The sequence below is a fragment of the Paraburkholderia caledonica genome (genome assembly GCF_000383275.1).
Taxonomy (GTDB): domain Bacteria; phylum Pseudomonadota; class Gammaproteobacteria; order Burkholderiales; family Burkholderiaceae; genus Paraburkholderia; species Paraburkholderia caledonica.
In genome coordinates this window covers 107,594-126,437 of record NZ_KB911046.1, presented here as the reverse complement: position 1 = coordinate 126,437, position 18,844 = coordinate 107,594, and the positions used below count along the sequence as shown (strand labels likewise).

Genomic DNA, 18,844 nt, shown 5'->3' with positions numbered 1-18,844 from the left:
CGGTTAACCCATGGCTACGATTCACGATGTCGCAGCGCTTGCAGGGGTATCGGCGAGTTCTGTATCAAACGTGCTCAACGGGCGTACCGAGAAGCTCAGCGCGGAAACTTACTCGCGAGTGGAAGAGGCAATCCGTACGCTCGCGTTCCGTCCAAATCGCGCTGCCCGGCAATTGAAGACAGGGCACACGCCGATGCTCGGCCTGCTCGTGCCTTCGACCGCGAACCCTATGTACGGTCAGTTCGCGCTCAACGTGGAAGCTGCGGCACAGACACGATTCAACTACCGGCTGCTGCTTGGTAATACGCATCGCGACAAGCAGCAGGAATCGCGCATGATCGACGACCTGCTGTCTTTCGGCGTAAGGGCGGTGATCATTGTTTCCTCCCTGGACGACGAGCGCCATCTAGACGAAGCCGTCTCACGCGGACTGGCGGTCGTGAGTTACGACCGCAGCGCGAACAACGGCAGCCACTCGCTAGTCGATCATGTGTCCGCCGACAACTACCAGGCGGGTTATCTCGCGGCGGATCATCTGATTGATCACGGCCACAAGCGCCTAGCGTTCCTGTTGCCGGGCGGCAAGACGATGAGCCGCGGGGACAAGATTGACGGCTTCCGTGAACGTGTGTCGCGAGAAGGTAAGCGCTGTACGGCGAGGGTTATCGAGGGGCAGATATCCGAGGCGTTTGGCGACTCCGAACTCGCGGACCTCGGCTTCGCCATGGCGAGTCAGGTCGCCGCAACGCGATGCATGCCGACGGGCATTGTCACCGTCAACGACATGCTGGCTATCGGCCTTATGTCGGGCCTGCAGCAACTCGGCTTGCGCGTGCCCGACGATGTATCCGTTGTCGGCATGGATGGCTTATCCGTGGCGGCGTTCGTGAACCCCGGCCTGACGTCCGTCGCCATGCCACTTGCCGAGATGGCGAACACGATGGTCGAGCGGGCGATCGCTCGTTGCACGCAGCCAGATCTTCCTGCTGCAGACTTTCTTTTCCAACCTACGTTAATTGCGCGTCAGTCGGTCGCAAAGCCGGCGCGCGCCAAAAAGGCGGCACCTCCCAAATGACAAAAATCTACCTAACCCACTCGTCCGACGCGCTCAAGAACTACTACGGCGAGCGGGCGTTGACTAAACTGAAGACGCTTGGCGATGTGACAATTAATTCGCTTGGCCGGCCCTTATCGCTCGACGAACTCATTCGCGAAGCACAGGGTCATGAGATCGTGATTGCAAGCCGCGATGCAGCAGCGCCCGCTGCGTTATTCGATCAGTTGCCAGAGGTGCTCGCATTTTGCCGCGTCGCGGTGGATATCCGGAATATCGATGTTGACGCAGCGAGCCGTCATGGGGTACTAGTCACCCAGGCAACGCCGGGCTTCGATACCTCCGTTGCTGAGTGGGTGATCGGCGTGATGATCGATCTGAGCCGCGGCATCAGTGCGGCCGCAGCGGCTTACTGGCAAAAACATACACCTGTCATTGCGATGGGACGCGAATTGCGTGGTTCGGTGCTTGGGATTGTGGGATATGGGTTTATCGGCAAGCGACTTGCAGAACTCGGGGTGGTGATGGGAATGCGCGTGATCGTCTCGGACCCGATGGTGACGATCAAGGAGCAAGGCATAGAGCAGGTTTCGTTCGAAGAAGTGTTGAAACATGGCGACTATGTCGTCTGTCTTGCTCCAGCCACGCTGGCCACCGCTGGCCTTTTTAATAGCGCGGCGTTTGCAAGTATGCGGCCGGAGGCGTTTTTCATCAATGCGTCGCGAGGCGAACTCGTTGACGACAACTCATTGCTGCACGCGCTTGATACCAATGTAATAGCTGGCGCCGCCGTGGATGTGGGACGGGCGCCCGATCAGATGCCGTCTCCGGCGCTCGCCGTTCATCCAAAGCTCGTAGCGAGTCCGCATGTGGGCGGCTTGACCCCGTCGGCAGTCGAGCATCAGGCTATGGATACCGTGCGTCAGGTTCGCTCGCTGCTGAACGGCGTCATGCCCGATCATGCGGTCAACGCAGAGTATGCCGCGCGACTCGGCCGTTTGCCGGGTTTCTCCGGCGTCTTGCAAGGAGAGCAGTCTTGAACGACGCGTTTGCCAACATGCCCGACAATGCGTGTGACTGTCACGTCCATATCTACGAGCTTGAACGATACCAGCTCGCGAGCACATCGACTTACGGACCACCGCAGGCGTCGTGGAGCGACTACGAGAAAGTGCTTCAGCGCTTGGGTCTCACGCGAGCGATCCTCGTGCAGCCGACGGGTTACGCCTACGATAACCGATGCCTGCTCGAAGCATTGCAAATGTCGGGCGGTGTGGCGCGCGGCATCGTTGTAATCAAGCCTGATACGTCACCCGCCGAATTGCAAGCCATGCACGACGCAGGTGTGCGTGGAGTGCGCTTTATGATGATTCCAGGCAGTGGTGGCATACTTGCGTGGGACGACCTCGAAGAAATCGCGGGCCGCATTGCGGAATTTGGCTGGGTGGTCAACCTTCAACTCGATGGCCGTGAGTTAGCGCAATATGAAGCGCGTTTGCGTGCGCTGCCGTGCTTGCTGACGATCGATCATATCGGCAAGTTTCTCGAGCCCGTTGCGACTGATCATTCAGGCTTCAGGAGCCTTTTGAATCTGCTCGATGCAGGGCGAACGTGGGTGAAGGTATCGGCGCCATACGAAACATCGAAGATTGGACCGCCGCTATACGATGATGTCAGCACGCTCGCCCGTGCCTTGATAGAACATAATCCCGAACGCTGTTTATGGGCAAGCAACTGGCCACACCCGGGCCGCAAATCGCGAGCGAACGATGCCGAGATGCTTGCGTTACTGTCGCATTGGGCGCCTGACGAATCAGTTCGCAGGCAGATACTCGCCAGTAATCCAGCCGCGCTTTACGGATTTTAGCGTGTGCCTTTCAGCACCCATCGAATGCGGTGAATCTGTCATAACCGGGTCGATTCGCTACTTGCGGGCGACTGCATACGCTTCAGCGGTATGCACGCCGAAAGCGGCGATCCTTAGGTCGTACTGAAGTATTGAACGACGTACCGCTCTCTCAAGGCTCCGCCCGGAGCCTCTTTGCCGACGCAATCGCGTCGGTTTTTTTGTGTCAAGTCGCAGGTTAATAGGTCAACAACCAGCCGACGATGCGAACGATTCGTTCGAGGTCCCGACGACTGTATCGGCAAGCGTCCACAAACATTGCCGGTCAGATTGCTTGCCCCTTGAGCATGGCATTTGGGCAAGGCCCAACGCGCGGCGACGAGATCGTCGCCCGCCTCGTTCATCAGGCGTTCACTGGTTTCAGCGCAAAAGGTAAACCCGGAAACGGAAAGCTTTGACACGACTTTTTTTCAAGCATAGGCTATATTTAATAGAAGACAACGTCTTCTAATAGAAGACAAAAAGGAGGAGCAAGTATGGCAGTGCGTGCCTTGTCGTCGGTGCTGAAGTCTTTGGCCGTGCTCGATGCGGTTGCATCCGCTTCAAGCCCCATGGCGTTATCCGAGATCGCGCGCGCCTTGGGCGAGGCGCGGGGCGCTACTCTGCAACGCCTCGTCACGCTCGCGGAGGGCGGCCTTGTCGAACAGACCGACGCTGGTGGTTACCGCCTCACGCTGCGGATGGTTCGCTACGCCAATGCAGCAATGGAGCAGGCCAAGCTGGGCGCGCGCGTCGCTGATGTGCTCCAGGACCTCGTGTCCGACAGCAACGAGACCGCCTCCCTCGCAGTGCTCGACGGCCCCGAGGCCGTGATAGTGCGCCGCGTGGAATCCCGCGGCGTGCTGCGCGCCGATCTGCGCGTGGGCGCGCATTTGAATCTGGAGTTGACGGCGATGGGGCGCATTCTCGCGACCTATGCGTCGCCCGGGCAGCGCGAACGCTGGCGGGAGGCGGGCACGGTGTTGCCCGACGACTCGATGATGGAAAAGATCCGCGCCGACGGCTATGCGATCAACGGCATGACCGGACCGCGCAGCGTGTCGGCGGTGGCGGCGCCCGTGTTCGACGAGCGCGGCGATTGTGTTGCCACGGTAGCGCTTTCGGGCCCGACCGTCGGTTTTGAAATGGACAACTGCGCCGCGCTCGTCAAGGCCGCTGCGCAGAACATCAATGCACGTTTGAAAGGAGACGCAAAATGAGCCTCGTGCTCAACCCACCCGCGCCGACCGGGCTGCAAGACCTCGTCAGGCAGATGCGGGCACCCGCCGAGCTGATGCTGCCCGAACGGCTCGCCGCGATCCAGCCGTCGCGCGTGAGCGCATCGCGCTCGCTGATGACCCGCGCGATGCGCGAACGCTGGTCGATCGTCTGCACGCGCTTTGATATCGATGGGCGCGGCAACGGCGTGGCGCGCTATCGCATCGACATCGGCAGCTGGCGCTTCACGTTTCCGGTGTTCTCGAAAGAGCCGTCGCCGGAAGGGCGCACGGGCCGCATCATCGGCCGATCGTGGGACATGATGGGCGCGCTGGTCGAGGGCGAGATGAGCGACGCCGCGCTGGCCGAGACGCAGCGGGAAATGCCCCGGCTCTATGAAGGGCGCGCGACTCCCGGCACGTTAATTTGGTGTCGCTCCAACCGCAGTGGACGCTTTTTCGATCACGCGTTGCAGGCACTTGCAGCAGGCCGTCAGCCCGATGTCTCCGAACTTGCGCAGACTTGCTATCTCATGCGCAACACAGGGCTGGATGGCAACGGCACCTTCGGCACGCGCTCGTTCCTCTCCTTGGAGACCGACCATCCGTTGCGCGCGTCGCTATCTGCGCAAATGTTGTGCGCCTACATGATGCGGGTGTTCGCTCAGGATTTGCTCGGTCATCTGGCGCGTGCCGCGTCGTCGCAGGCTGTCGAACTGGCCGCGCCGATGCGCCGCTTTTTGGGCGTTGGCAATGGTTCGGCGCTCGGTCTCATGCTATTCGTGAATAACCATCCGCGACTGATCGACCGCTGGCTGTGGATCCGCGAAGAGGCGCTGGCGCGTGCGCGGGTTTTCAAACCGGATGTCGCGCAGACTGAAACGCTGCTGCGCCTGCTTGATAGGGCAATCCAGTTCCGCCGCGAAGATCGCGCCGCCTATGAGCAAGTCGCATCGAGCGACGTGGTCGCGGATGCACTCGTCATCATACGCGCGGACGTGCAGTCTTTGCTCGATCGCGCACGCGCCAGCGTACCGCTGGGCGCAGCCCCTTTCGCCAAGCTCTGCGCTTCACTGGCAGGACGTGTGCACCAGGAAGGATTGGAAACGCTGCATTCCCTGCTTATCGAGCTTGTGCCCGACGAAGCGGATGCGCTCGCGCAAACCCTCGTAATCGACGAGGAACTGAAGCTTGAACCCGCCATGCGCGTGGGCCGCCTGCGCGAGATTCTGCGCCACGACTACGCTTGGGCCTTCGCGATGGATCTCGACGATGAAAGCGCGCGCTACGTCTGGTACAAGTCGGTGACGGCGGAAGAGCCGCGCCGAGGCCTGCGCGACGAAGCGGGCGATGCAATCAACCTCGCGCTCGATGTGCCGCGCCAGGTCGTGCATCTGCACGCGGAACTCGCAAAATTTGATGCATCGGCCAGTACGGCGGCGTTTCTCGCCCGGCAACCGTGGCATCGCGCCATCGTCACGCGCGTGCAGGCGCTGCACGGCACGCATTTTCACTCGCCGCATGCCGACATCATGAGCGAAGGGTTCGTTCCTGCCCACATAACCCGTCTGCTGAATGTGGGCGTGCACGGCATCGACAAGACCCGTGATTTCCTTAACCGCAACCTGCGCGGCGTACTATTCCATGGGGCGCCGACGCCCGACGACCTCCAATCCGGTAGCGCCGATCCGCACTGGTTCTATCCCGCCGAACCGATTCTTTGAGCGATCTCGTGAATATTGAAACGAAGAAAACCGATCTCATCACCGTCAGCTTACGCGAGAGCCGTCAGGTGCTTGAACGTCTCATGCAGTTGGCGCGTGTCGACGAAGGGCTTGTGCCCGCGCTGCGCGATTGCGCGCTGCTTTCGACCGCGCTATCCACGGACGGCTTTGTTCATTTAACCAAACACTTAGGACAACTTACACAGGAACGGCCGTCGTCTGTTTTGATCGATACGCTCGATGACGGGGTGACACGTATGCGTTGCGCCGGCCAGCATGCCTGGATCGTCGCGCTCACGCTCGTCGATCTGGCCGTCGACGCCGCCCATGAAGGTCGCGACGCCTGCTTCGTCGTAGAAGACGCGAGCGAAGCGGACGAATTGCGAGTGGTGGTGGCGCTGGCGCAACCATACGGTCTCGAAGCCAACGTGGAAGCGCGCGACGACGCACATCGCGTGCTGTTTCACGCTTCCTCAGCGAAGGGCCAGAACATGATCGCGCGCATCGTGCATGAAGGATTGCGTGTAGAGCGCGCGTACTGGTGGGCGCTCTTTCATCGCGCCAACGATGCGCTGGCGCGGGACTCGTACGAATCGCGCCGTCACGCGGGACCCGTTATCGTCGATGCCCAGGGTCGTGTGATCGGCCGCACGGACGAAGATGAAACCGATCTCTCGTTGCTTTACACCGGCGCGACGCAGCTTGGCAGCGACGCGACACCAACTCATGGAAACAAGGAGATCTCATGCTGATCGATGCTCTGCAATGTGGCCACTTCACGCGCGAAGTCTTTGAAAACCTGCGCACCAGCGGTTTTACCTGCGTCACACCGACGCTCGGCTTTTGGGAAGGTACGCTCGAATCGATGGACTCGCTCGGGCGCTGGCTAGATTTCGAGCGCGAATGCGGGGACGTTATCGTCATTGCGCGCAACAGTGCCGACATTCGCCGTGCCGATGAAGATGGCAAGCTCGCGGTGCTGCTCGGATACCAGAACAGCAATTTGTTCGAGGACCGCCTCTCTTATATCGAACTCTTCGCCGATATGGGCGTGCGCGTCGTTCAACTCACCTACAACAACCAGAATGAGTTGGGCGGCAGTTGCTACGAAGCTCGGGACAGCGGTCTGGCGCGTTTCGGCCGCGAAGTGGTGCGCGAGATGAATCGCGTCGGCGTCGTAATCGACTGTTCGCATGTCGGCGATCGCACTACGCTCGACGCTATCGAATGGTCGGAAAAACCGGTGGCGATCACGCACGCCAACGCCCGCGCGATTTTCGATCACAAGCGCAACAAGAGCGATGCCGTGTTGCGCGCATTAGTGGAGAACGGCGGGGTGATCGGCTGCGTCGCATATCGCAACATCACGCCTCAGGATGCCTGCACGACGGTGGACGCGTGGTGCCAGATGGTAGCGCGTACGGTCGAACTCGCGTCTATCGACAGCGTGGGCATCGGCACCGATTTCAGCCACAACACGGGCCAGCCTGATCTCGACTGGATGCGCAAGGGTCGTTGGACGCGTTCGGTGCAATACGGGGCGGGGTCGGCGGCGAATCCAGGGAAGACGCCCAAGCCCGACTGGCTCAAGAGCGCAGGCGAACTGGAAAAAGTGCACGACGGACTGCGCCGCGTCGGTTTCAACGCCGAGGAAGTGCACAAGCTAACCGCCGGCAACTGGCTGCGTCTTTATCAGTCCGTGTTCGGCTGAAGCGTCGCGATCCCACCTTCAAAGTAAGGACTTTCATCATGAAGAGCGACGGCGATAATGCGTTCGATCCGCCCGTTTCACGGCGCGCCTTTCTGCGCGCCTCCGCCGCAGGCACGGCGCTGCTGGCCTCGCCTCCTTGGGTGCGCCGCGCAGCGGCCGCCGACGGCAATATGCTCTATGTGAATACTTGGGGCGGTAACTGGGAAGCCGCCGCGCGCAAGTACTTGTTTGATCCGTTTACGAGGGATACCGGTGTGCAGATCCGCACAGTCTCGCCGATCTCCTTCGCCAAGCTTGCCGCGCAGGTGCGGAACGGAACGTATCAATTCGACGTGACGACGCTGGGCGTGACCGACACCGCTCGAGCCAACGCGGCGCATCTAATCGAGCCGGCGCAAGGCCATATTGACGAGCAGGCGCTGTGGTCTGGCGCGATCTACGAAAACGGCCTCGCGACGCATGCGTTCGCGAACCAGATCGCGTATCGAAAGGATGCGTTCGGCGGCGGTGCGATCCGCAACTGGACCGACTTCTGGAATCTCGAGCAATACCCCGGCGCGCGCAGCCTGCAACGCTATCCCGCGCGCGTGCTGGCCTACGCGTTACTCGCCGACGGTGTACCGCCCGAGCGCCTCTTTCCCTACGATCTTGACCGCGCATTTCTTGCGCTCGACCGCCTCAAGCCAGCCATTCGCGTGTGGTGGACTGAAGGTCCGCAGTCGCAGCAACTCCTGCGCGACGGCGAGGTAAAGGCCATCGCCATCTGGAACGAATACGCGAAAGCGGTCAAGGACACTTCGAAGACGCCAATCGAAATCGTCTGGAACCAGGCCGTGGTCGACAAGGGCTGCTGGGTGGTGGCGAAGGGTACGCCACGCGCGAGGAACGCGTGGCGGCTCGTGCAGCATATCGCCAATAATCCGGCAGGCCTCGCGCACTTCAGTGCGACCGATGGATCGGGCCCGCTCAATCCAAGGGCGTTCGACTACATGGACGCCGGGACGAAGCAAAACACGCCGACGTCCTCGGAACACATGCAGCAGGCGGTGATGCTCGATGGCGTTAAGTTGCTGCCGCAGCTCGATCAGATCGCGTCGCGTTTCGATCGCTGGATGACGCTCTGAGTCGCCGTCATCGATTCTCGACGTTCCTTGCACATGCGCCATCTGTTGCGGGCGTACCTCAAAACCAGGAGTTCAACCTTGGCTCACCCGACCCTTTCGACCATGCCGATCGTCGATGAAGCGGCGCAGGCCGCGTTCGCCCAGACGCAACGCAACCACGCAGAGCGGTGCCCCAATCCGTGGCTGCTCTACGTGCCCGCGCTGGTGTTCCTCGCAGTGTTCTTCGTCGTGCCGCTCGGCTACGTGATCTACATGAGCATGAGCGAGCCGACTTTCAGCTTCGGAAATTTCGTCGATCTGCTGCGCTCCGCGCATTTTCGCAGCGTGCTCGCGCATACGTTTCTCACCTCCGCGCTGGTAACGGTGTGTGCGCTCGTCTGCGCATATCCGCTTGCCTATGTCGCGGCGACGGGTTCGGCATTCGTTTCGCGGCTGGTGCTTACGGTGCTCGCGCTTAGTTTCTGGACCAGCTTTCTCGTCAAAACCTACGCGTGGATGGTGATTCTCGGCGTGAGCGGCCCGCTCTCCGTTCTGCTCGAAATCTTCGGCTGGCGACCCGCGCCGCACGTGCTGTTCACCTCGTTCAGTTCGACGCTTGCCATGACGCATGCGCTTGTGCCGTTCATGGGGATGGCGCTCTACGCAGTCATGAAACGCATAGATGTGCGCCTTATGCGCGCCGCGGAAAGCCTCGGTGCACAGCCTTGGCGCGCCTTTCGTCAAGTGTGGTTGCCGTTGAGCGCGCCGGGCGTCGTCAACGGTTGCACGCTCGTGTTCATCACTTCGCTGGGTTTCTATGTGATGCCCGCGCTGCTCGGCAGTCCGCACGACCAGATGATTTCGGGCGTGGTGGGGGACCAGATCGAACAGGTACTGGATTTCGGCATGGCGTCCGCGATGTCGATCGTCCTGCTTGTGCTCACGCTTGCCGTGTTCGCGCTCTATCACCGTTTTGTCGGCCTCGACCGGCTCTGGAAATAGCCTCATGAAAAAGACCGTTCAGATTCTCGCCTGCTTCATCGCGCTCGTGCTGGTCGCACCGCTTGCGGTTGTCGTGCTGATGTCGTTCAGCTCGGCGACTTCGCTCGAATTTCCGCCGCCCGGCTGGTCGGCGGCCAGTTATGAGCGCTTCTTCGCCTCGCCTGACTGGATGAGCTCGCTGTGGCATAGCGTGTTCATCGCTTCGTGGGCGGCGCTGATCGCACTCGCGCTCGCGATTCCCGCCTCGTTCGCCCTCGTGCGCCACACCTTCTTCGGACGCGGCGCATTTAACCTGTTGCTTATGATGCCCATGATTGTGCCGCAGATCGTCATGGCGCTCGGTTACTACACTTATTTTGGACGACTGCGTATGAGCGAGAGTTTCACGGCGCTGATCGTCGCGCACGCGTGTCTGGCGCTGCCGGTCGCCACACTTATTTTGTCCGCCGCTATCAAGTCGTTCGACCGCAATCTGGAACGCGCGGCGATGAATCTCGGCGCTCGACCGCCGCGCACATTCTTTCTCGTGACGCTGCCCGTGCTGCGTCCCGCCGTGCTGGTCGCAACGCTGTTCTCGTTTATCCAGTCTTTCGACGAAGCCGTGATCGCCGTGTTTCTTGCGGGACCCGACACCGGCACGCTGCCCCGTCAAATGTTCAATAGCTTTCGCATGGAGGCCGATCCGGTAATTTCCGCCGCGTCGTCTTTGATGCTCGCGCTCGTATGCGCCACGATCTTCGCGCCGCTCGCCGTGCGTCTGGTGCGCCATCGCCTGCCCGCGGCGCCAGTGACGCCAAACGTCGCACGTTCCTGACAGTAATCGTCGTAACCCGGTTCAAAGCCGTTTGTCCTCTTTCCGCTGAGGTTCCAATGCAAGCCCGCTCCCTCATACTTGATCAGGTCAGCAAGACCTACGATGGCCAGCATCGTGCCGTCGATTGCGTATCGCTAGACGTCCAGCCCGGCGAGTTCGTGTCCTTTCTCGGCCCGTCGGGCTCGGGTAAGACCACCACGCTGATGATGATCGCTGGCTTCGAACACACCACAACCGGCGCAATCCGAGTCGCCGGACGTGCCATCGACAAGGTGCCTGCGTATGCGCGCAACATCGGCATGGTGTTCCAGAATTACGCACTGTTTCCGCATCTGAGCGTGGCCGACAACGTCGCGTTTCCGCTGCGCATGCGCGGCGTCGCGAAGACCGAGAAGCAAGGTCGCGTAAAAGCCGCGCTGGAGATGGTAGGGCTTGGCGCCTATGCGTCGCGTCATCCCGCAGCGCTTTCCGGCGGCCAACAGCAGCGCGTTGCGCTTGCGCGCGCGCTCGTGTTCGAACCCGATGTGGTGTTGCTCGATGAACCGCTCGGCGCACTCGACAAGTCGATGCGCGAGCACATGCAGGTCGAGTTGAAGCGCATCCATCGCGACCTAGGCGTGACGATGATCTACGTGACGCACGACCAGACGGAAGCGATGACGATGTCCGATCGTATCGCGGTGTTCAACGAGGGCCGCATCGAGCAGATCGGTACGCCGGATGAGGTGTATTTCGAGCCGGCGACGCGTTTTGTCGCGTCGTTCGTGGGCGACAGCAATCTGTTCGTCGCCCGCGCGCTAGGCGGAGGACGCTTCGCGCTGCCGGGCGCCGACTTTGTGGGCCGCAAGCGCTTTGAGGCCATGCCGGGCGCGAAGGTGGACGTGTTGCTGCGCCCTGAGATGATTCATTGCGGCGAGGCCATCAAGCGCAATCAATGCGACGTGCAGCGCCAGTTGCTAATCGAAACGATGGTCAATTACGGAGACAGCGTGCTGCTAAGCGGCCGTTGCGACGACACCGCATTACGCGTGCGCGTGCGTGGCCCGGAGGCGCGCGAGCTTGCGCCCGGTGTTCGTTGTGCGGTGGGCTGGAAGTCGTCTGATCTTCACGTCGTGGTGTGATGTCGGACGCACGTCGAACGAACCTAGCTGTCTTCGCTGAGCGAAAGGAAGGAAAAACGGAACGGCCCCCTCACGAAGCGCCTGCGCCGAGCGCCCTGCAACGCAGCTGCGCGACGCATCTGCTGCGAGGACAGCGGCTTTGGCGGGTGAAGGGTACGGCCAGATGTCCGAAGGCTGTCTAGCGATGCGCGTTATCACGTAATTATATGCATCTACCAATCTTATTTTCGATATTTAGGAATCCATATTTAACGATAACGTTCAATTGGAAACGTCAGATGCACCACATGCCCTGCCGCTCGTTCTATCGTGGTTGTTTTGCGACGGCGCATGAAAGATCTGAGTGCGTTGCATGTCCGTCCCGTGCTCTGAAGCCGGTGGGCAGCGTATCCGACGAACATGCGGATGGCGGCATCGCGCTGATATCGCCGTGTATCACAGGGGTTGCTTCGAAGTCGTACGTAATCCGTGGGCGCGCTGGCAGTCCGGCGAAACGGACGACGCTAGCGCTGAAGCAATTCGCAACGCGCTTCCACCATCGCGCGTCATTGTGCGCAGGGCGGTGCCCGTGCTCTCGCATGCCGGCATCCATGTCTGCAATCTGAGTTGCCCGACCAGCAAAGAACCTTCAGAGGCGAGTGCTGGCGACGCGACCCGTGGTGGCGGCCGCGATACGGTTCTGGATGACAACACATCGCGCTTGCTTTGTGCTGGCCACCGGGCGGTCGCGAGGAGTTCGACATGCATCGACACGCTCGGACCTTTGGCGCGCAGGCGTCTGTGATCGCGGCGGGCTGTGATGCGCCAGGCGACGGTCGGCTGGCGAATTCGCACGTCATGAGCGCTGCGGATGCGCGCTCGGGTCGAATCATGCGTACCTAGGCGCTGGCCATCGTCATCCTGCAGAAAGGCGGCTATCAACCGGGCGCAATCGAAGACGCATTACCCGCGGTTATCGACGTCCTCATCTGAGGCGCACGCACACACGTTTTACAACAGAAGAAGGGTTAGAAATGAAAAGCAGAATGGCGCTCGCCGCGGCTGCCGCGGCGTCGATGACAGGGCTCGCCCACGCGCAAGGTTCAGTGGCCCTGTACGGCATCGTCGACGAAGGCATCACAGTAGTGAACAACGAAGGCGGCGCGCACAACGTTCGTATGGAAAGCGGCGTTTATCGCGGCAGCCGCTGGGGGCTCGATGGGTCGGAAGATCTGCGCGGCGGTATGAAAGCCGTCTTCAAGCTAGAAAATGGCTTCAGCCTCGACAACGGTTCACTCAGGCAGGGCGGGCTGATATTCGGACGTCAAGCCTACGTGGGCGTGAGTTCGCCATACGGGACGCTCACCTTAGGTCGCCAGTACGACGCGACCACCGATTTCGCCTGGTATTACAACGTGGCCGCGATCGCCTCGGGCTACGGCTTTCACCAAGGCGACCTGGACCGGACACTGGGCGACCGCCTCAACAACTCGGTGAAATACCGCTCGCCCGATTTCCAAGGTTTATCCGCGATTGCGATGTACTCGTTCAGCAATACAGCGGGCGCGTTCCATCAGGGGAGCGCGTGGAGCAGCGGCGTGTTCTACAACCACGGGCCGTTCACGGCTGCGGCGGCTTACACGTATCTCGCGGGCACGACTTTCGATCCATATGCGGCGATGGGCCTGCGCAGCTTCATGGGCCGGCCAGTCGTTACGCGCGTGGGCGATGTCGTGACGCCGGTCGAGGAGTCGTTCGCGCTCAATTCGCTGGGAACTTTTGGCGTGGGTGCGAGCTATGCGATTGGAGATGTGTCGTTGATTGCGAACGTGACAAATACGCGTCTCAAGTATCAGGGCGACGCGACGGTGATGCAGGTCTATGAGGCCGGGGCGACGTGGCAGGCAACGCCTGCGCTGCTGACCGCCCTGGCGTATCAGCACACCCGGTTCGAGGGGCATAAGTGGCATCAGGTGAGTCTTGGTGCGTATTACAGCTTGTCGAAGCGCACGCGAATGTACGCGTCGGTCGACTATCTAAAGTCGTCGTCCGGCGTTGACCCGGTCATTGCCCACGATTTCGCGCCTTCGCAGGTTAGCTGGCAAGGCAGTGCGCGCATTGGGGTGCTGCATAACTTCTAGCTAGGACAGCTTGGCGCCCTGCCCGTACTGCCTGCTGAAGCGCAAATTGGCCGCATCGCCGTTCACCACTTCTCCAGCGCGGACATTGATCAGTGAGCTGTGTCCAGCATCGCGTCAAATCTGCATCACAGGCCTGATGAACTTGAGGATTACTGTGGTCCGGATCGCTGCTGCGCCGGAATGTGCACGAGGTATGACGCGGTGTCGCGTGTCCTGCGGGTTGGCGTTTGCGGCTGATTGGAGCTCAAGCCGACGGTGACCCCTTGCGGTTGGAGTGAGGCGCTGGGTGCGTCGAGGCAAATCGAGTGGATGGGTGCGGACCTTGCAGCCGGTCGACCCATGGCAGTTGCAAGGCGGCTTTTCGCGCGAAGGAAGTACGTTTAGTCCCGGCGCGAGACGAAAGGTTGCTATTCGCGAGCGCTGAGTGGTTGACGCGGCTGTGACACTTCACTGCCAACATCAGTCTCAACGGTCCACCCGTAGAAACCGTGTACGGCGGTTGCACCTCAGCCGCTGCGCAGTAGCGCGTCGGCCAAGCGAGCATACACCTGCGACAAAACAATGCCCGTTAAATCGGTGGTCATTATTGCGGACAGTATCTAAGTCGATCCCCGCGCCAACGTTTTTTCGATCGCGGGCACCTTACAAGTCCGGCCTTGTATCCCATCGTCTTGTCGCCCTCAGCCTACGGTCTTTCCGGCACCACATTTGCTGTTTTTGCGAGCGTCAGACGCGGAGTGGCGCTACGTTGTATCGCCGACGGAAATGAAAGAGCGACCTACGAGATGATAGGCGCTAGTGGGATCATAATCAATCGGGAGGCCGGGGACGAAAAGAAGCGCGGGCGCTTCCAGGGCTGCTGGCAGGACCCCACCGGATATCACCGCGCGATTCTATTTCGACATTGCAAAGGTGTTCGCGCTCAAGGTATGGGCTGGAGCATACTCCGTGGAGATACCCGTAGATGTAGGTGCTAAGCAGCACGCCAAGATGGTGGGACGGGCGTCGGGTGAATGCGGGATCGTGCCGTTGAGACCGAGATCGTCGATGTTTTGCCTGTCGACATAAGCATCTGTGACCCTGACCAGACTGTACTGTCCGACGTAGTCATCGCGCATCGAAAAGGTAGGGCGAACCTGCGCGTGAGAGCAAAAGCTTGAGACTCTCCGGTCCGTTGACGCGGCGCCAGCTTTTATACCTTCGCGAACAGCCTGATACCAGACAGAGGAAAGGAGGCGCGACACGCAGTTGCGACTACGCGTCGTTCGATGAACTACCGTCGGGAGCGCTGACTCCATAGCGTTGGTCGTCCGCTGATTGTGCTAGGGCTCGGCCGGGAAGTCGCAGAACGCCACCAGGCTCTCACGATCCTTTTCTAGCGTCTCGGCGGTGCGGCCTTCGGATATTTCGCCGAACGGATCGACACGGAACCGTCGAAGCGCCATAGGGGTCGGCTCGTGCCTCGGCCATCTAGATCGCCTGCATCCCCGTCTGAGCATGTGCTTGTTCGACTTGGGTTGGGCATTAAGCGAATTGCCCATCCAGCGCCCACCCTCTGCCAAATTGTGGTGTCCTGCTTGCTTGCGTACCGTGGCGTCTGTAAAGAGAAAGAACATGTGACAGGTAAAATAAACGGTGTTCAATTGATTGCCAATGGGGGTGATAAATGCAAACATTCACAAAGGAGGGAGGTTATGAAAGTTGCGCAGGACGTTCAAGAGCAGCAGCGGCGCGACCGGCTGGCTGTCGTAAACGACGCTAAACGCGCCCATATCCTGACTGCGGCCAGGCAGGTGTTTGAGGAGCGCGGGCTTGAGGGCGCGAACATGAGGGAGATTGCGAAGCGGGCAGGCTATACGCCCGGAGCGATCTATTCGTACTTCAGCGCGAAGGAGGAGATCTACGGCGCGCTGCTCGCAGAGTCGCTGGAGCGGTTGAACCATGCCGTGCTTGAGCGGATCAGTGGCTTGAGATCTGCCTCGAAGAAGGCCATTTTCGCGGCCTCGGCTTTTTACGAATTCTACGCATCGAATCCGAGAGACCTCGACTTGGGCTTCTACCTCTTCGGCGGAATGCGTCCGCAGGGGTTGACGCCCGAGTTGAATCTCGCGCTGAATCAACGTCTGCGCGACGCTCTTGCGCACTTCGAGACGGCTTTGATGGAACTCGGCGCGTCGCCTTCAACAGCCCGGATGGAAGTCACTGCATTCTTCGCTCACTGTGTCGGCCTGCTATTGCTTGAGAATACGAGGCGGATCCGCATGTTCGATGAAAATCCCGCCGAGCTTTGCGCCAATTATGTGGCGGCGGCAGTCCAGCGCGTCCATGCGCTGGGGAAAAAATAAATGCTGTAACTTGCCTTGGCGTTGTCCTATTGGGTTATTCGAGGTAACCCGCAACACTGCTCGAGGGTTGGCAGTATCAGCATGGGCCGCACTTGCGTCCGAGCAGTCTGGTCGTTAAACAACCCATCCCAAGACCCGATGAGCGGGCGGCCGTGCCAGTAGGCTATCTGAATACAAACGATCAAGACGGTAGATTTGACTGCGACGCGGCTTGTCTAGCTGCATGATGCAATCATCAAAAATGACGAAGCAGACCGTGTAAGAGCGAGCGCCGGCAATTAGGCGAGGGTTTCCAAATATTCTCTTAGTACGCGTCGACTTTGTCTTAGAGCTTTCATCTGCTCGTCGATTGCAGCGATCTCTTGTCTGAAAAAGGCCCCCAGTTCAGGGCAAGGCTCAAAAGTGGGTGACTCAGTGAGAACGCATGGCAGGATACGCAAGATTTTGTCAAGGCTGAGTCCCCCCGCGTTGAGCATTCGAATACATCGGACCCGCTGGAGGTCCGAGTTGTCGTATTCGCGATAGCCTGAATCGCGGCGTTTCGGTCGAATAAGGCCCTTTTCCTCGTAGTACCGGAGCATGCGCACGCTCACAGCTGTGTGCTTAGAAAGCTGGCTGATCCGCATCGATGTCCTCTTGACTCTCACACTGCTGTCAGAGTTTACCATGCCAAGGTCATTGAGACGACGCGCTTGTCGCCGACCTGTTCGAACAGCACGGCGTGTTCGCACAATGTTCTTCCCTGTTCGAGAACTGTAATAACGGAGCGATCGAACGCAATTCTTCCACTATGAAGGTGACGTATGACAATAGTCCGGAGCGCAGACAAGGTATGGCTGATCACCGGTTGCTCAAGCGGTCTCGGTCGTGCAATTGCCAAGCAGGTTGCAAGCAGGGGATACCGCGTTGCAGTGACCGCCCGAGACGTTGGCAGCGTGAAGGATCTGGTCGCGAGCTATGAGGGTGCCGCGAGGGCTTTTGCGTTGGATGTGACTGATCCCACGAGCGTAGACCGCGTCGTCGTCGATGTGACGGCGCACTTCGGCCAAATTGATGTGCTGGTGAACAACGCCGGCATCGGATACTTCGGCTCGGTCGAGGAGAGCGACGAGCGTGACGTCAGACGCATGTTTGACGTCAACCTCTTCGGCGTCGGGTCGATGATCAAGACAGTCTTGCCTCAAATGCGCCAGCGGCGTAGTGGCCATATTGTCAATGTAGCTTCTGCCGGTGGGATCGTTGCGTTCCCGGCGGTTGGTTACTACAACGCATCTAAATGGGCATTACTCGGACTATCGGAAGCGCTGCAAAAGGAGGTTCAACATCTTGGAATCCGCGTTACTGTCGCTGCCCCTAGCGGACTGCGCGTAAGGCAGGCCGCGGGCGACGCGCATTTCGAGATGCCCGATACCCGATACGAAGACTACGTTCCTACAGTCGGCGCGATCAGGCACGCACTCATCGAGAGCTTTGGCAGACAGCCCGGTGATCCGCTTCTCGCAGGAGATGCGATCGTGCAGGCAGTTGAGTCTCCTGAGAGCCCTTTCCGACTGTTTCTGGGTCGAGCAGCGGTAAAGTATGCAAAGCAGAGGGCGGTAGAGTTACTCCACGATGCAACAGTCTGGGAGGAGATCAGTGAGGCGGTCGACTATGAAGATGCGCGTGGAGAAGCACTCTAACTGGGCCGGTTGGATAACCGCCTCAACTGTCGATGGGTCATCGCCCTCGCATCTGCCTATCTCAACTCATCGCATGCCTGGCCCCGTCGCATGCTGGGAAGTTCGTTGACTGATCTCATGTATTCGGCAAACCTGAATCGACGGGACGAGATAAAGTTGCGGGGACAGTTTGACTTCGACGGCTAACACTTATTGATTTTTGGAGGCGGTCAGCTGTTTAATCGTTGCCTATCAGCGTGGATCCGTCGGGCGACGGTTGTGCTTTAAGTATGTTCCGTGCCGCGGCGGCGTCGCTGACACTGCTCCGGCCTGAACCACGGCCGTCGCGTCCCAACTCGCGCTGCCGTCTGACCGCTATGGAAAGCTCGCTCATACGCTTGACTACGTTTGAAGGGCGGTACCTTGAGAGGCGTCGGCAACATGCTATAACGCTGCGTCGAGGCGCCGGTCTCAGATCCAGGAGCGCAGGATCTGATCCGGGCCAATTTCCGGAGAACTCATTGTGATACATCAGCTCTCGGGCTCGGTTCTCGTGCTCGTTGATCTTCAGGAGCGACTTATGCCGATGATCGACCAGCGCGAAGCCGTTGTCGATAATGCAGGGAAGTTGGCCAGGATCGCGCAAATACTTGAGATCCCTGTGATCGGCACGGAACAGAATCCCACTGGCCTCGGCAACAATGTGGCGGAGATCCGGAGTCTTTGCTCGAACACATTGTCCAAGCAACATTTTGATGCTTGTGCCGATGGCCTGATCGACGCACTTCCTGTCGACCGTAAGCGGGTCATCGTTGCTGGGTGCGAAGCGCACGTCTGCGTGTTACAGACTGTCTGCGGTTTGCTTGAACGCGGGCTGGACGTCACCGTGGTGCGAGACGCAGTCGGCTCCAGAACAGCAGCAAATAGAGATGCTGCCATCGACCGCATGATCAGAAGGGGGGCCGAGTCGGCGAGTGTAGAAATGCTCGCGTTCGAATGGTTACGTTCCAGCGACCATCCGAAGTTCAGGAGCGTGCTGAAACTGGTCAAATGATCAGGGCAGCGCGTACGCGTTGCCCTGATTCCGGCG

The 18,844-nt window shown here is 59.9% G+C and carries 16 protein-coding genes and 1 pseudogene; 15 read left to right on the top strand and 2 right to left on the bottom strand.

All coding sequences use genetic code 11. From position 1 onward, the window contains the following. The first annotated feature begins 10 nt into the window (after positions 1–10). From H281_RS0128485 to H281_RS0128425, 12 genes are all read left to right on the top strand, one after another. Positions 11–1,075, top strand: a complete 1,065-nt coding sequence (locus H281_RS0128485; RefSeq protein WP_020070554.1) for a LacI family DNA-binding transcriptional regulator — start codon at positions 11–13, stop codon at positions 1,073–1,075. Then, complete coding sequence (locus H281_RS0128480) at positions 1,072–2,094, top strand: NAD(P)-dependent oxidoreductase (protein ID WP_020070553.1); 1,023 nt, start codon at positions 1,072–1,074, stop codon at positions 2,092–2,094. The genes H281_RS0128485 and H281_RS0128480 overlap by 4 nt, the downstream gene beginning before the upstream one ends. Next, positions 2,091–2,921, top strand: coding sequence for an amidohydrolase family protein (locus tag H281_RS0128475; RefSeq protein ID WP_020070552.1), 831 nt, complete (start codon positions 2,091–2,093; stop codon positions 2,919–2,921). The genes H281_RS0128480 and H281_RS0128475 overlap by 4 nt, the downstream gene beginning before the upstream one ends. Positions 2,922–3,436: 515 nt before the next feature. Next, positions 3,437–4,159: an IclR family transcriptional regulator gene (locus H281_RS0128470; RefSeq protein ID WP_020070551.1), complete on the top strand. Its 723-nt coding sequence runs from the start codon at positions 3,437–3,439 to the stop codon at positions 4,157–4,159. Then, positions 4,156–5,880 carry a hypothetical protein gene (locus H281_RS0128465; protein ID WP_020070550.1) on the top strand — a complete coding sequence of 575 codons (1,725 nt, stop codon included), beginning with the start codon at positions 4,156–4,158 and terminating at the stop codon, positions 5,878–5,880. Before H281_RS0128470 ends, H281_RS0128465 begins: the two co-directional genes overlap by 4 nt. 8 nt (positions 5,881–5,888) lie before the next feature. Then, on the top strand, positions 5,889–6,632 hold the full coding sequence (locus H281_RS34980; RefSeq protein WP_063828305.1) for a hypothetical protein: 744 nt from the start codon (positions 5,889–5,891) through the stop codon (positions 6,630–6,632). Then, complete coding sequence (locus tag H281_RS0128455; RefSeq protein ID WP_020070548.1) at positions 6,626–7,591, top strand: membrane dipeptidase; 966 nt, start codon at positions 6,626–6,628, stop codon at positions 7,589–7,591. The genes H281_RS34980 and H281_RS0128455 overlap by 7 nt, the downstream gene beginning before the upstream one ends. A gap of 38 nt (positions 7,592–7,629) precedes the next feature. Further along, the gene (locus tag H281_RS0128450) at positions 7,630–8,715 is read left to right on the top strand and encodes an extracellular solute-binding protein (protein WP_020070547.1); all 1,086 of its coding nucleotides are present in this window, start codon (positions 7,630–7,632) and stop codon (positions 8,713–8,715) included. A gap of 78 nt (positions 8,716–8,793) precedes the next feature. Further along, positions 8,794–9,696 (top strand): ABC transporter permease, encoded by a 903-nt coding sequence (locus H281_RS0128445; RefSeq protein ID WP_206362278.1) that lies wholly within the window; start codon positions 8,794–8,796, stop codon positions 9,694–9,696. A 4-nt stretch (positions 9,697–9,700) separates the two neighbouring features. Next, a complete protein-coding gene (locus H281_RS0128440) occupies positions 9,701–10,510 on the top strand; it encodes an ABC transporter permease (RefSeq protein WP_020070545.1) in 810 nt (269 codons plus the stop codon). A gap of 56 nt (positions 10,511–10,566) precedes the next feature. Further along, entirely contained in the window at positions 10,567–11,631 is a 1,065-nt protein-coding gene (locus tag H281_RS0128435; RefSeq protein ID WP_020070544.1) for an ABC transporter ATP-binding protein, read from the top strand. Between the two features lie 1,013 nt (positions 11,632–12,644). Further along, positions 12,645–13,751: a porin gene (locus H281_RS0128425; RefSeq protein ID WP_027805028.1), complete on the top strand. Its 1,107-nt coding sequence runs from the start codon at positions 12,645–12,647 to the stop codon at positions 13,749–13,751. A 1,235-nt stretch (positions 13,752–14,986) separates the two neighbouring features. Here the strand turns inward: H281_RS0128425 and H281_RS37380 are convergent. Further along, positions 14,987–15,162: pseudogene (locus tag H281_RS37380) on the bottom strand (transposase); the annotation flags it as partial. A 283-nt stretch (positions 15,163–15,445) separates the two neighbouring features. On the opposite strand from H281_RS37380, the gene H281_RS0128415 reads away from it, so the two are divergent. Next, positions 15,446–16,096 (top strand): TetR/AcrR family transcriptional regulator, encoded by a 651-nt coding sequence (locus H281_RS0128415; RefSeq protein WP_020070540.1) that lies wholly within the window; start codon positions 15,446–15,448, stop codon positions 16,094–16,096. Between the two features lie 278 nt (positions 16,097–16,374). Here the strand turns inward: H281_RS0128415 and H281_RS37690 are convergent, their stop codons facing one another. Then, complete coding sequence (locus H281_RS37690; protein ID WP_027805027.1) at positions 16,375–16,722, bottom strand: MerR family transcriptional regulator; 348 nt, start codon at positions 16,720–16,722, stop codon at positions 16,375–16,377. A gap of 177 nt (positions 16,723–16,899) precedes the next feature. Between H281_RS37690 and H281_RS0128405 the strand changes: the two genes are divergently transcribed. Continuing rightward, positions 16,900–17,775 (top strand): oxidoreductase, encoded by an 876-nt coding sequence (locus H281_RS0128405; RefSeq protein ID WP_020070538.1) that lies wholly within the window; start codon positions 16,900–16,902, stop codon positions 17,773–17,775. Between the two features lie 502 nt (positions 17,776–18,277). After that, the gene (locus tag H281_RS0128400) at positions 18,278–18,808 is read left to right on the top strand and encodes an isochorismatase family protein (RefSeq protein WP_020070537.1); all 531 of its coding nucleotides are present in this window, start codon (positions 18,278–18,280) and stop codon (positions 18,806–18,808) included. The last annotated feature ends 36 nt before the right edge of the window (positions 18,809–18,844 follow it).